The organism is Falsiroseomonas stagni DSM 19981 (assembly GCF_900114315.1).
In the GTDB taxonomy this organism is placed as follows: domain Bacteria; phylum Pseudomonadota; class Alphaproteobacteria; order Acetobacterales; family Acetobacteraceae; genus Falsiroseomonas; species Falsiroseomonas stagni.
Window position 1 is genome coordinate 114,449 of the sequence record NZ_FOSQ01000009.1, and the last position, 14,122, is coordinate 128,570.

7 protein-coding genes are annotated in these 14,122 nt (G+C 70.7%); 2 read left to right on the forward strand and 5 right to left on the reverse strand.

Annotated features, from left to right (window positions below; all coding sequences use genetic code 11):
* Positions 1 to 14: 14 nt before the first annotated feature.
* The 4 genes from BM041_RS20690 to BM041_RS20705 form a co-directional block, all read right to left on the reverse strand.
* Positions 15 to 1,100, reverse strand: a complete 1,086-nt coding sequence (locus BM041_RS20690) for a class I SAM-dependent methyltransferase (RefSeq protein ID WP_092961799.1) — start codon at positions 1,098 to 1,100, stop codon at positions 15 to 17.
* 356 nt (positions 1,101 to 1,456) lie between these two features.
* On the reverse strand, positions 1,457 to 3,214 hold the full coding sequence (locus BM041_RS20695; protein ID WP_092961800.1) for a glycosyltransferase family 2 protein: 1,758 nt from the start codon (positions 3,212 to 3,214) through the stop codon (positions 1,457 to 1,459).
* A 45-nt stretch (positions 3,215 to 3,259) separates the two neighbouring features.
* Positions 3,260 to 4,369, reverse strand: coding sequence for a hypothetical protein (locus tag BM041_RS20700; RefSeq protein ID WP_139226121.1), 1,110 nt, complete (start codon positions 4,367 to 4,369; stop codon positions 3,260 to 3,262).
* Positions 4,370 to 4,400: 31 nt separating this feature from the next.
* Positions 4,401 to 5,381: an NAD-dependent epimerase/dehydratase family protein gene (locus tag BM041_RS20705; protein WP_092961802.1), complete on the reverse strand. Its 981-nt coding sequence runs from the start codon at positions 5,379 to 5,381 to the stop codon at positions 4,401 to 4,403.
* A 667-nt stretch (positions 5,382 to 6,048) separates the two neighbouring features.
* Between BM041_RS20705 and BM041_RS20710 the strand changes: the two genes are divergently transcribed.
* Together BM041_RS20710 and BM041_RS20715 are read left to right on the forward strand one after the other, a co-directional pair.
* Positions 6,049 to 11,838, forward strand: a complete 5,790-nt coding sequence (locus BM041_RS20710; protein WP_092961803.1) for a glycosyltransferase — start codon at positions 6,049 to 6,051, stop codon at positions 11,836 to 11,838.
* Positions 11,839 to 11,954: 116 nt separating this feature from the next.
* Positions 11,955 to 13,307: a UDP-glucose dehydrogenase family protein gene (locus BM041_RS20715; protein ID WP_092961804.1), complete on the forward strand. Its 1,353-nt coding sequence runs from the start codon at positions 11,955 to 11,957 to the stop codon at positions 13,305 to 13,307.
* Between the two features lie 3 nt (positions 13,308 to 13,310).
* On the opposite strand, the gene BM041_RS31470 is transcribed toward BM041_RS20715, so the two are convergent.
* Entirely contained in the window at positions 13,311 to 14,096 is a 786-nt protein-coding gene (locus BM041_RS31470; protein ID WP_175534061.1) for an acyltransferase, read from the reverse strand.
* Between the last annotated feature and the right edge of the window lie 26 nt (positions 14,097 to 14,122).

Below are 14,122 nucleotides of genomic sequence, written 5' to 3' on the forward strand. Positions count from 1 at the left end.
TCAAGGCACAGGCATCAGTCAAGGCGCACGCGCCTGGCGATGAACTGGGTGGAGATGCGATCGAAGCCCGGCAGGCTGTGGTCGCGCGCGACATGCAGCGGCTGGAAGCCGAGTTCCTTGAGGATGCCGAAGACGATGTCCTGGCGCAGCACATGCACTTCCGGCTCCTCCACCGGCTTCGCCGTCAGCCAGGCCGCGGTGTCGTAGCGATAGCCCTCGAGGTGCGTCAGCAGCTGGAACACCGCGATGCCGCCCACCCGCATCCGGCCGAGGCAGCGGCGCAGGATCTGCGCCTGCAGCGGCGGCGGGTTCCGGTGCAGCACCATGCGCGAATAGAAGAAATCGTGCTGCGGCACGTCCAGCGCGCGGATGTCCTTCACCGGCGCCAGCGCGATGTTCCGCCGCCCCGCGATGCGCGCCGCCTGCTGCGCCAGTTCCAGATGCGGCTCGGAGATGTCGAACCCCGTCACCTTCCGGAACAGGCCGGAAAGCGGCACCGTCACCCGCCCCACGCCGCAGCCATACTCCACCGCATCCGGGTGGTCCGCCGGATCGATTTCCAGCGCCGTCAGCCGGCGCTTCAGCACGTCGATCTCGTCGCGCCCGGTCTTGCCGAAGGCCTCGAGATTGGCCTCCACCAGCCCCGGGCTGAAGCGCTTCTCGCCGAGCACCGAGAAATAGGGCTTCTCCTGCCCCAGCGCGGTCCAGACGCGCCGGACCTGCGCGAGCATCCGTTCCGCATCCTTGGCGGAGACCTCGATCTCCATCGGCACGGGGTCGTAGCCGGCGGCGCGGCGGATGGTCGGGGTTGCGACCGGGCCATAGGCCACGCGCTGGAATTCCGCCGATCCCATGATCCGGTCCCGCAGCGCGCCGATATCCGGCGCCGCCGCCAGGTGTCCCGCCACCACCGCATCCGATTCGGGCGCGCGTCCCAGCAGCAGGCGATAGGCCGCGACCACATCCTCGACCGTCGCGGTGCGATCGATCGGCTTCGGCGCCGGCTTCTTCGCGGCCGCGGACTTCGCGGCCGCAGTCGCGCCGGCTGGCGGCTTGGGCGCGGGTTGGGTGGCGGCTGGACTCGTCTGCGCTGAACTCACGACCGATCTCTTCCCCGTCTGCTGCCTTGCCGCCTCGCCAGGAGTCGCCTCGCCGGAAGCCGCCTCGGGAATGTCGCCGCCGGCCTGCCGCCCCCCGGCACGACGCCGGGCCGCGGATTCCGCGCGCTGAACCCCCTCAGCCACCAGACACACCGTGAGTCATCGAGCGCCGCTGGCCGGCCGGGCCGGTCAGTGGTGCAGCGCCGCCACGATATGGCTGTTGTTCAACCCCCCTGGCGCACGGCATGCGTAGCCATGCGATAACTGGTGGCGTTTTTTCCACCAATGCGGGAATGGTACAACCATCGTGACTGCGTGCCAGCACGGCTGAATACAAGATAATAGTTCAGCACTCCTCAGGTTAGCTCGAACAGGTGGTCGAGCAGGCCGGCCAGCATCCGCTCGGGCGACACACGCTGTCGAGGGGACAGCACGCAGAGGCTGTCCGCCTGCTCCTCGAGGTGGAAGAAGTCGAAGATCCGCTGGTAGTTGGGCCGCCGGTCGGTGACGTCATGGATCATCACCAGCGGCGCCGGCCCCCGCCCCGCGCGCGCCGCCGCCATCAGCGCGACGGAGAGACAGCAGGCCACGCGGAAGCGGCCATCGACCAGGACGATGTCCGGGAAACTGCCACGCCGGTCCCACGCTTCCCACATCGCGGCGATGTAGCGCGGCCAGCGCCTCACCTGCTCCCGGTCCACCGGTGAGCCCCAATTGCCGACCTTGCCGATATTCCCGTGCACCAGGCTGCACCGCCCGGCCGCGACCTCCGCCGCCACCTCCTCGTTCCGCAGCACGCTGGCGAGCCAGGCCGGGTCCGACTCGACGCCCACCACCGCCTCGAACCCCTGCCGCACCGCCAGCAGGGTGGACCCGCCGGTGCCGAATTCCGCGTAGCGCCGCCGCCCGCTGCCCAGCACGCGCTGGAACAGCGCCACTTCCTCCGGCGCCATCCGCGGCGGGCCGACCTTGATGGCGCCCCCCTGCGAGGCGGCGCCCTCCTCTCCCTCGGCAGGCCCGGGCGCCGCAGGCGTGATGGCGGGCGCCGCAGGCGTGATGGCGGGCGCCGCAGGCTTGGTTGCCGGCGCCGCCGGGGGCGTGTCGCCGCCGGGCTTCGCCTGGCGGGCAACCCGCGCTGCCTCCTTGGCGGCTTCCTTGGTGGCCAGCGCCTCGGCCTTCGCCCTGGCGGCCTCCTCTTCCCGCACCAGCGCCTTCGCCCTTGCCTCCGCCTCCTCCTGCCGCAGCGCCTCGATCCTCGCGGCATCGGGGAAGTCGAAGGTGGCGTCCTGCAGGCCGAGGACGACGGTATTCGCGAAGCCCGCGGCCTCGAACTTCGCCTGGTTCATGTGCAGGCCGACCGCGCCGATGTAGCGCGCATGGACCAGGGCGGTGTTCAGCGCGACGCGGCCGAGGAAGTAGGTCACCGCCTTCTTCACATCGTCCTGGGAGGAGACGCCGACATCGATCCCCCGCGCCCGGTAGTGCCGCAGGATCTCGTCGCGCTGCCGGTCGCGGTAGTCCCGCCCCAGCGTCATGGCGTAGTACTCCGCCATCACCGGCTGCATCTCCTCCCAGTGCTGCCGGAACAGGCCGAAGCCCCAGAGATGGCCGAGCCGTCGCAGCGCGCGGGCATTCCTGCGCTGCTCCGCCTCGCTGGCCTTGAGGTCGCCGTAGCAGGCGAAGTAGCCCACCTGCCCCACGCCGCCGCCCCCGGCTGGCCCCGATGCCGCGCAGGCGTCGCGCAGCCGGTCGAGCGTCGCCAGGTAGTTCGGCTCCAGCACCAGGTCGTCCTCGAAGAAGTAGGCGCAGTCGGCGCCGAGTTCCCGGAACATGTGCGTCTCGGCCCGGAAGAAGTTCTCCGCCACGCCGATATTGTCCGCCGCCGCCATCACGCGCCCGGAGGGGAAGATCTGCCGGAACACGGCGATGCAGGCCTCGACGTCCGCGGCCTCGGCGCAGACGCGCCCGCTATGCGCGTTGCGCCAATTGTCCTGGAACAGGATGATCTCCCGCTCCTCGATCGCCGCGCCCTCCTGCGCCGCCAGGCTGGACAGCACCTGCCGCAGGTAGTCGGGCCGGTCGAACGACATCACGGCGATGGGGGGGTGGCGCATCGATCTCTTGTTCCCATCCTGAGCGGCACCGGCCGCAGCCTTCGATCAGCCGAGGTAGAAGCCCTTGGCCTGTGCCTCGCGGCTGCGTAGCAGGGATCGCCGCACCTGCCGCAGGGTCCGCACGCCGACATTCCTGGCGTAGTATTCCTCGTCCGTCGGCAGCCGGTCCATCAACAGCCGCCACAGCGCCTCCAGCTCCTCCCGCGTCACCAGGCGGTCCGGGTTGAAGAAGCTGCGCCGCATGGTGGCGAGTTCGCGCTCATAGGCATCGCGCCGATGCGCGCTGCAAGCCTCGAACTTCTCGGCCGCGATGCGCGACAGGACCTCGGCCGAACCCGCCGGCAGCGCCTCCGGCAGCGCCTCCATCACCGGCGCCTCGGCGAAGCCCTGGGTGGCGAAGCGTTCCTCCCGGAAGCTTTCGCCCACCGCGCCGATGTAGCGGGCGAAGCCGACATCGGTGTTGATGCGCGCGAAGCCGAGGTCGGCGCAGGCCATCGTCTTCGCCACGTCCTGCGACGACGCCATGGAGGAGACGCGGCAATTCTCGAACAGCTCGACGATCCGCAGATGCGGCCGCGCCTGGTAGTCCACCTGCTGGTAGACCTGGTGGAACGGCTTCAGCCAGGGCTGCATCGCCTGCCAGCAATGGCGCGTCAGCCCGAAGCCCCAATGGTGTTCCAGCGGCACGATCTGCGGCGCGGCGGGGTTGGCCTGCCGCCGGTGGTCGCCATAGGCCGCGAAATAGCCGAGCTGCGACAGCCCCCCGAACCGCGCCGCCAGCACCTCCATCATCGCGATGTAGGCAGGGCCGAGTTCCAGGTCCTCCTCGAAGAAATAGGCGATGTCGGCGCGCAGCGTCTGGAAGGCATGGCGTTCGCCGCGCAGGATGTTCATCGCGACGCCCAGGTTCTCCGGCGCCGCATGCACCTGGCCGCGCGGGAATACCTCCCGGAAGGCGGCGATGCTGGCCTCGATCATCGCGGGCTCGGCATAGGTCACGGCCGAACGGCGGGATTTCGCGCCATCCTGCATCAGATGGATCGATGCCTCGTCCAGCAGGACGCCCTGCTGGGCCTTCAGCGACCGGCACAGCCGGCGGAGGTAGTCGGGCCGGGCGAAGGCGAAGATGATGATGGGGGCCCGCACAACGGGCATGTCGCCGGACATCGATCGCAGCCGTGCCCGTTCAGCCGAAATATCCCCGCCACCAGCCGACGAAGCGCGTCAACCCGGTGCGGAGGTCGGTGGTCGGCTGCCAGCCGAAATCCCGCTTCATGGCGGAGACGTCGGCGAAGGTCGCGGGCACGTCGCCCGGCTGCATCGGCAGCAGTTCCGTCACCGCCTTCACGCCCAGCAGCTCCTCGAGCATGGCGACCATGTCGAGCAGTTCCTCGGGGTTGCTGTTGCCGATGTTGTAGAGGCGATGCGCCGGCGCCGCCGGCGCATGGTCCAGCGCCGCGATGATGCCGGCGACGATGTCGTCCACGAAGGTGAAGTCGCGGCGCATCTTCCCTTCGTTGAACAGCCGGATGGGGCGGCCCTTCAGCATCGCGTCGGTGAACAGCCAATAGGCCATGTCGGGCCGGCCCCAGGGGCCATAGACCGTGAAGAAGCGCAGCCCCGTCAGCTTCAGCTTGTAGAGGTCCACATAGACCTTCGACATCAGCTCCCCCGCCGCCTTGGTCGCGGCGTAGAGGCTGGCCGGGCTGTCCACCCGGTCCCCCTCCCGGAAGGCGCCGTCGGTGCGGGACCCGTAGACCGAACTGGTGGAGGCATAGACCGTGTGGCCGATCCGCCCCTCGCTCCGCCGCACCGCCTCCAGGATCGACAGGTGGCCGGTGACATTGGCCGCCGTGTAGGCGAAGGGCGCCTCCAGCGACCAGCGGACGCCGGCCTGCGCGCCCAGGTGGACGACGCGGTCAATCGCCGGATCGGCCTTGAACATCGCCAGGACGGCATCCTGGTCCGCCAGGTCCAGGTGATGGAAGGCGAAGGCGCCGGGCTTCGCATCCCCGGTCAGCGCCGCCAGCCGTGCCCGCTTCAGGGCGGGGTCGTAATAGGGATTGAGGTTGTCGAGGCCGACCACCTCCTCGCCCCGCGCCAGCAGCGACTGGCAGACATGCGCGCCGATGAAGCCGGCGGCGCCGGTGACGACGACCTTGCCCATGCCTCAGCCCCCGGCGGCGATGGCGATGGCGGCAGGGAGGGGTGCGTGGCGCATCGGTCGGCTTCCTTCCATTCCGCGATCAACCGGATTGAGGACGGCGTCGGGCTGCCCTGGTCAACGCGATCGGTGCCCGCGACCTATACCGGCCAGGGCGCCCGCCCGCCAGATGCAGCGCCCCCCCGCGCGTTTCGCCTGTTTCCCCATCCGGGACCCCGGCCAAGGACAAGGGCCCAATGGCAGGAGCCCCGTACCGGCCCCGCCCTGGACCGGGTCCGGCGGCCACGCACAACGGCTGCGCGATGCCACCGGGCGCGCCTGCCACGCCCCAGGGCGCGAGACGGGGCTGCAAAATACCAAGGCAGGGTTGCACCCAAAACAGCCATCCACAACCGCACGACAGCATGGCAAGTTGATTAAGACGTCGCCCCGGGGCTGGAAGGCGGCGGCCAGTCCGGGCTACACAACCCCGACGTTTGAGGGTAGTCGTGTTTACGGATTGTGAAACAGGCGGTTCCAGGACGGCATCGCCGCATGGCATCCGGTTCGCGATCGGCGAGGCGGGCGCCACGACCCGGCAACGGGCAGCGCGTCACTTCACCGCGCCCCGGCAGGCCGTGCCCCCGAAGACGGGATACCACTTGCAGCACACCTTGGGACGAACCGACGCATGACAACGGTCAATATCGTCACGTCTGACCGCGGCTGGATCCTTGAGAAGCTGGCGTCGGAGGTTGCCGACCGCCTGCCCTATGTCACCTTCGGCGACGGGCGCGACCCCAAGGCAGCGATCCAGTACTACGTGACCTATTCCTGCCGCGGCCAGCGGCTGTCCCCCATCGAAGTGGCCTATTTCGCGCATCTGGAGCCCACGGGCCCGGCCTACGACCAGTTCTTCACCGTGGCGAGGGAGGTGGAGCACTGCGTCTGCCACGCCCGGCTCTACGAAGGCGTGCTGCGCGACGCGGGCATCGAGCACGTCACCACCATCTCCCCCGGCGTGGATACGGAGACCTTCAAGCCGAAGCTGCGCATCGGCGTCGTCGGCCGGACCTACCATACCGGCCGCAAGGGCGAACACCTGGTCGCCGCGGTGCAGGACATCCCGGAGATCGAGTGGTCCTTCACCGGCACCGGCTGGCCCGGCCCCGCGCTGGAACTGCCGGGCGCGGAGCTGCCGGACTACTACCGCAGCCTGGATTACGTGCTGGTCCCCGCCCTCTACGAAGGCGGCCCGATGTGCGTGGTGGAAGCCCTGGCCTCGGGCACGGAGGTGATCGCGCCGGCCATCGGCTGGGTGCCGGAATTCCCGCATGTCGAATACCAGGTCGGCGATGCCGCCGACCTCCGCCGCGTGCTGCTGGAACTGCTGGAGAAGAAGCGCGCGCTCCGCGCCTCCGTCATGGACCGCACCTGGGATGCCTGGGCGGAGGGGCATGACCGCGTCTTCCAGGACCTGGCACGCCAGCATGGCATCACGCTGCGCGCGCCGGAAACCAAGGCGCGGCGCACCGACCGGCCGCGCAAGGTCGGCCTTTTCCTGCACGGGAATGAGAACAAGTCGCAAGGCGGCCCCACCGTCCGCGTGCCGCGCCTGGCGCGCGAACTGACGCTGTCGGGGATCGAGACCGAGCTCCGCATCCACCCCGCCGCCCGCGGCTTCGGCGACGTCGACCTGGTGCATGCCTTCAACACCTGGTCGCCCTGGTCGTCGCTCGACCTGCTGCGCCGCGCGCGCCGGGCCGGCCGGCCGCTGGTCTTCTCCCCCATCTTCCTCGACCTCACGCGCCGCGACCTGTGGCAGGAGAAGCTGCCGAAGCTGCTGGCGGATTCCGAGCCCGGCGCCGCCACCGACGCCGCCCTCGCCCCCTTCCTGGCCGAGCTTCGCGCCCGCCGCACCAGCGACGAGGTGGGCGCGGAAGCCGTGCCCGGCTTCCACGCCGCGGTGCGGGAAATGGCGACGCTCGCCGACCACATGGTGTTCCTGAGCGAGCGGGAGCGCGCGCGCCTCGCCCGCATCGGCGCGCCGGTCGAACACGGCACGGTGGTGCACAACCCCGTCGATGCGAAGCTCTTCGCCGATGCCGATCCCACGCTGTTCGAGCAGGAATACGGCATCAAGGACTTCGTGCTCTGCGTCGCGCGGATCGAGGCGCGGAAGAACCAGGTCATGCTGGTCCATGCGCTGCGGGACTCCGGCCTGCCCATCGTGCTGATCGGCCACACCGCCAACCAGCCCTACCGCGACATCCTGGAAAAGCACCGCACGCCCAACGTGACGGTGATCGACCGCCTGCCGCCCAATTCGCCCCTCCTCGCCTCCGCCTTCGCCGCCGCGCGCGTCGCGGTGCTGGCCAGCTGGGCGGAAGGCGCGCCGCTCGCCGCCCTCGAAGCCGCGGCCTCCGGCGCCAATTTGGTACTGAGCGACGAGTCCGGGGAGAGCGAGTATTTCGGCGACCGCGCCCGCTACTGCGATCCGGGCGACCCCGCCTCCATCCGCCAGGCCGTGATGGACGCCTATTCGACCCCGCGCGACGCGGCGGCGATCCAGGCGCAGAAGGACTTCATCGCCACCACCTACAGCTGGGAACGCCACCGCGACGGCACGGAGGCGGTCTATGCGAAGGCGATCGCCGCCGCGAAGCCCCGCGCCACGCCGGAGCGCGCGCCGATCCTGCCGCGGGCGCTTGCCGCCTCCGGCAGCCAGGACGTCGCCTCGGCCGGCGACTACAAGCCCGTCACCATCATCTACGACGTCACCACCAGCGCCAACCACAGCGGCCGCTGGACCGGCATCGCGCGCGTGGAAGCCGCCCTGGCGCTGGCGCTGCGCGCCGATCCGCGCGCCGACATCCGCTTCATCGCCTGGAACAACAAGGCAAAGCAGTTCGTCGAGATGCCGTTCGAGGGCATCCGCGCCGGCAAGCTCTCCCGCCTCCTCGCCCATTACGACGACAACCCGCCGCCGCTGCTCTCCCTGCCCGCCGGCGCGCACTACATCGTCCCCGGCAGCGGCTGGATGCAGAACGCGCTCTATGCCGAGAACGTCGTGGCGCTGGCCCGCCTGCACAGGCTGCGCCTGACGCCCATCATCCACGACATCATCCCGACCAAGTTCCCCTTCTGGTTCAACGAAGGCTACGCCCCCGTCTTCGAACAGAACCTGACCATGCTGCTGGACGGCGCCGACCAGGTCGTCGCCATCTCCCAGGCCACGCGGCGCGACGTGGAGGAGTATGGCGCGCGCATCCAGGGCCTCTTCATCCCCGAGGTCGCGGTCCTGCGCGAGGGCGACGAGATCCAGCAGATCCTGCACGCGGAGGACCCCAAGGCCACCGCGGCGATGGAGAAGCAGTTCGGCAAGCGGCCCTTCGTGCTGACCGTCGGCGCCATCCACCAGCGCAAGAACCACAAGCTGCTCTACGACGTGTGGCTGAAGCTGGCGGAACGCATGGGATCGCGCTGCCCGCACCTCGTCATCGTCGGCGGCGTCGCCTGGAACGGCCATGACGTGGCGCGCGCGCTGCGCGGCGATGCCCGGCTCAAGGACCACGTCACCATCCTCGATGGCGTCGATGACCTGGTGCTCGACTGGCTCTACGAGAACTGCCTGATGACGGTCTATCCCTCACTGTATGAGGGCTGGGGCCTGCCGGTCGGCGAAAGCCTGCGCCACGGCAAGCTCTGCATCGCCGCCGACACCTCCTCGGTGCCGGAGATCGCGCCAGGGCTGGTGGAGCTGCTGGACCCGCTCGATGTCGCGGCCTGGGCAACCAAGCTGCAATTCTACGCCGGCAGCCGCACCGCCCGCGCGGCGGCGGAAGCGCGCATCCGCGAAGGCTACCGCCCCTTCGGCTGGAACGAATCCGCCGAACACCTGCTGGACATCCTGGCCGCCAGCCAGGACCGCAGCCGCCCGCCGCGGCCCTACACACTCGGCGCCATCGTCAACTTCGCCGACCGCGTCGCCGCATCGCGCATCCGCGGCGGCGGCTGGCACCCGCTGGAACGCTGGGGCTGCTGGGCCAACCACGTCCGCAGCGAACTCATCTTCGAACCCGGCGTGGCACCCAGCGAACCCCTAGTGCTGATGGCGGAGGCGCGCGCACTCTCCTTCCCCAACACGCCGTTCGAGGTCCGGGTCCTGGCCAATGGCGCGCCGGTGGCGCGCTGGAAGCTGCGCGGCGGGGACCTGCAGACGCTCTACGCCATCGTGCCCGCGGCGCTGGCCGCCCGCGGCCGGCAGATCAGGATCGAGTTCGAGAGCAGCAGCCTGACCCCGGTGCGCCAGGTCAGCAAATCCGATGACTCGCGCCTGGTCGGCCTCGGCATCGCCAAGGTGGCGCTGGCGCAGCTGTCCGGCGTGAAGGATGCCGGCCTCTATTTCGGCGCCACCACGCGGCCCGCGCACCGCGCCAGCCTCGGCGCCACCTATGCCGTGGGGGGGGAGACGCCGATCCAGCCCTTCCTCGCCGGCGCCTGGGGCGCTCGTTCGGGCTGGGGCATGGTCAGCACGGACCTCCGCCCCCGGCTCGAACTTTCCATCACCGAGATGCCGGGCCGCGACGTCGATATCGACCTGCGGCTCCGCCCGGTGGCGACCGCCGCCGCGCCCCTGCTGATGCTGGCGCTGGCGAATGGGGAGGAGGTGGGCGCCTGGACCTTCACCACCGACACCCCCGTCACCGTCACGCTCCGCCTGCCCGCCGCGCTCCGCGCGCGGTCTGAACCCCTGACCATCGACCTGGTGGCGGCGGATGCCCGCGCGCCCAAGGCGCTGGAACTGGGCGCGGCGGAGGAAACCTACGGCTTCGGCGTGATCGGCTTCGCGCCCCGCCTGGCCGGCACCGCCCCGCGCCGCGGCCACCTGGCCCTGCCGCCCGGCGGCACGATCGCCATCACCTCCGGCCAGCAGGCGACGGACATGGCGGCGCTGCGCGCGGCGCTCGGCCTCGACTGGCACGCCCCCGAACGGGTCGCGACCTGGAGCTTCGGCCCCACCGCCACCCTGCCCCTGCTGATGGGACCGGACGCGGCCAGCGACGGCGCCCTGCTGACGCTGGAGGTCGAGGGCTTCCGCCCCGCCCCGGGGGCGACGGCGGTTAATGTCGTGGCCTCCGCCGGCGGGCGCGTCCTCGGCCGCTACGCCATGGATGCCGGCAAGATGGGGACGATCGACGTACCCGTGCCGCCGCATGCCCTGGATACCGAGGGCGCGGTGGACCTCGTGCTGTCCGTCGATGCCGCGCTGTCGCCCTTCGTCGCCAAGGGCTCCACCGATGAACGCCCGCTCGGCCTCCGCCTCGCCCGCGTCACGCGCCGCGCGCTGCCCATCCTGCGCAGCAACCGCATCCTGAAGTTCGGCGCCGACCCCGCGACCAAGGCGCAGGAGGAGGAAGCCGCCATCACCATGCGCGGCGACTGGTACCCGGCGGAAGCCTCGGGCTGCTGGAGCCGCGGCGATGGCGGCGGCCTGGCGATCGCCCCGGTGGTGGGCGATGACCAGGCTTGGCGCCTGTTCTTCCTCTGCCGCACCATCGCCGGCACCCCCGCCTCCCCCGCGGTGGTGGAGGTGGAGTTGAACGGCACGCTGCTCGACCGCTGGGAATTCACCGGCGACCGCACGGTGCTGGCGGAGGTGCGCGGCCTGGCGGAACGGCTGGGGGACACCCCGGTCGCCACCCTGTTCTTCCGCCGCCTCGGCGCCATCTCCCCGAAGGATGCCGGCATCAACACCGATGGCCGCCTGCTCGGCATGCAGTTGACGGCGGCGCTGCTCGTCGGCCCCGGCATCCATGAACGCAAGGTGCGGGACCGCCTCGCCTCCGCCGGCCTCGGCCGCCACCGCCTGCTGCAGGAGGTCGAGCGCCCGCCGGAGCCGGAGCCCCCGCCCCCGCCGCCGCCCCCCACCCCGCCGGAGCCGGAGCCCGCGCCGGTGGCGGAGCCTGTGCCGGAGGCCGTGCCCTCGGTCGCCGAACAGGCCGCCGCGGCGGCCGTCGAGGCCCCGCCACCCCCGGAGGTGCCGAAGCTCAGCAGCATGCTCGACTTCTCGGTCGATGGCGTGATGGACGGTGTCGCCCTCTCCGGCTGGTTCGATCCGGAGCCCGATGGCCGCTGGTCGCATGCCGACAGCGCGGAAATCCGCCTGCCGCGCCCGCCGGAAGCGGGGCAGACCCTCAGCCTTGAACTGTTCGGCCGCGTCTACGGCACCCAGGTCAGCGGCCCCGCCATGGTGGAGGTCCGCATCGATGGCGTCGCCGCCACCAGCCTGCGGTTCGAGAATGACGACTTCACCCGGCAGAAGGTGGAGATCGATTGCAGCCGGCTCAGCCGCGGCGGCGCGGAGGTGCCGGTCAGCCTGCGCCGCGCCGGCGCCGTATCCCCGGCCGAGGCCGGGGAAGGCGGCGACGAACGCAAGCTGGGCGTGCTGGTGCACACCCTTGGCGTGGTGTGGCAATAGGCACCCGCCTGGGCGTTAACCCCGCCCTGTCATGATAACGGGGGGCACACGCGTGGTGCTCCCCCCTCACCCCGCTCGCCCGGGGCCCCGCCCGCCTGGAAAGATGGAGTAGTCCGATGCGCGTGACGATGATTGGTTCCGGCTATGTCGGCCTGGTCTCCGGGGCCTGCTTCGCGGATTTCGGGCATGAGGTGATCTGCGTCGACGTGAACCAGCAGAAGGTCGATGACCTGAAGCAGGGCCGCATCCCGATCTACGAACCGGGCCTCGATGCCCTGGTGGCCAGCAACGCCGCCGCCGGCCGCATCTCCTTCACCACCGACCTCGCCAGCGCGGTCGCGGATGCGGATGCGGTCTTCATCGCCGTCGGCACGCCGTCCCGCCGCGGCGACGGCCATGCCGATCTCAGCTATGTCCGCGCCGCGGCGAAGGAGATCGCGCAGGCGATCGGCCGCTATACCGTGGTGGTGACCAAATCCACCGTCCCCGTCGGCACCGGCGACGTGGTGGAGCACATCATCCGGGAAACCCGGCCGGACGCCGAATTCTCCGTCGTCTCCAACCCCGAATTCCTGCGCGAAGGCGCGGCGATCGAGGATTTCAAGCGCCCCGACCGCGTGGTCATCGGCGCCAATGACGAACGCGCCAAGACGGTGATGGCGGAACTCTACCGCCCGCTGTCGCTCAACGCGGCGCCGATCCTGTTCACGGATCGCCGCACGGCGGAGCTGACGAAATACGCCGCCAACGCCTTCCTCGCCACCAAGATCACCTTCATCAACGAGATCGCCGACCTCTGCGAGGAAGTCGGCGCCGACGTCCAGCTGGTGGCGCGCGGCATCGGCATGGACAAGCGGATCGGGTCCAAGTTCCTGAATGCCGGCCCGGGCTATGGCGGTTCCTGCTTCCCGAAGGATACGCTGGCGCTGATCCGCAGCGCGCAGGATTACGGCGTCTCGCTCCGCGTCGTCGAAAGCGTCGTGGCCGTCAACGACGCGCGCAAGACGGCGATGGCGCGCAAGGTGGTGCGGGCCTGCGGCGGATCGGTCCAGGGCAAGACCGTCGCCGTGCTGGGCCTGACCTTCAAGCCCAACACCGACGACATGCGCGACGCGCCGGCCATCAACATCATCGATGCGCTGCAGCGCGCGGGGGCGAAGATCCGCGCGCATGACCCGGTCGGCATGGACCAGGCCAAGGCGGTGCTGCACAACGTCACCTACACCGACAGCGCCTATGACTGCGCCGCGGGCGCCGATGTCCTCGTGCTCGTCACGGAATGGGACGCCTACCGCGCGCTCGACCTCAAGCGCCTGCACCAGGTGATGAAGGGCGCCGTCATCGTCGACCTCCGCAACGTGTACCGGGAGGAGGAGGTGGCCCGCGCCGGCTTCGAATACATCCGCGTCGGCGCCATGCCGAAGCTCGGCAAGGCCAACGAACCGAAGGCCAACGAACCGGCGGCCTGACGCTCAGCGCCCCGCCACCTCCTCGATGCGGGCGGCGATCCGCGCCGCATCGGGCAGCGCCGGGCGGCTCCAGGTCACGCCCTGCCGCAGCAGGCGCGCCGGCACGCCGGCCGCCAGCGCGTAGTCCGGCACATCCGCCGTCACCACGCTGCGCGCGCCGATCACCGATCCGCGCCCGATGGTGACGCCCTTCATCACCAGCACCTCCCGCCCCAGCCAGACATGCGGGCCCACCACCAGGTCTTCAGGCAGGTTCACCTGGCACCCGCCCGCGATGTCGAGGATGGCGTGGCTGTCGGAGGTGCGCAGCTCCACGCCGGTGGAGATCATGCAGCCCGCGCCGATCAGCAGCCGCCTGCCATCCCCCTCCAGCTTGCAGCTCAGCGCATTGGCGGAACCCTCCGCCCCCTGGACGAACAGCGTCCGCTCCCCGCCCATGGACAGGGTCAGCGTGACGGCGCCGCTGGTGCCGCCCAGCACGACGATGCCGTGCTGCGCGCTGGTGCTGATGCGGGCGCGGCTGCGCGGGTCCCGCGGGCCGAGGAGGATGGTGTTGTGCCCACCGCCGCGCGCGACGGTCAGCGCCAGCGTGCCGACGCTCCCCTCCCGCGGCAGCCAGACGCGGTTGCCCTCCCCGGGCCTCCCCGCCACGGTCACGCCGCGCCGGCCGAGCGCCGCGATGCCGGCGGCGGAGAGGTCGAACACCTCCATCCCCGCGGTGGATGGCAGCCCGGCGCGATCCTCCCCGATCACGCCCTCCGCCTGCAGCGCCTCCGGACACCCTGCCATGTCGTGCATGGCGCGACCCTAGCAGG